Annotated in this window: 1 protein-coding gene; it reads left to right on the top strand. The window is 43.0% G+C overall.

Translation table 11 applies throughout. From position 1 onward, the window contains the following. On the top strand, positions 1–258 hold a 258-nt coding region (locus EXE30_RS15800), incomplete at both ends, for an FAD-dependent oxidoreductase (protein WP_165382429.1).

Here is a 258-nt window from a genome sequence, read left to right as displayed (position 1 = left end):
TCAAGTCACTGGCTTGAAGTATAAAGATCGTGCAACTGATGAAGAACATGTGGTTGAACTTGCAGGGATCTTCGTTCAGATTGGTTTATTACCAAACACCGATTTCTTGAAAGACAGTGCAGTTGAGTTGAGCAATCGTGGTGAAATCATAGTAAATGATCGTAATGAAACCAATGTCAAAGGTGTGTTTGCTGCGGGTGACTGTACCACTGTCCCTTACAAGCAAATCATCATTGCGACGGGTGAAGGCGCTAAAGC

Source organism: Acinetobacter halotolerans (assembly GCF_004208515.1).
GTDB classification, from domain to species: domain Bacteria; phylum Pseudomonadota; class Gammaproteobacteria; order Pseudomonadales; family Moraxellaceae; genus Acinetobacter; species Acinetobacter halotolerans.
This window is presented reverse-complemented; position numbering and strand designations above follow the sequence as displayed.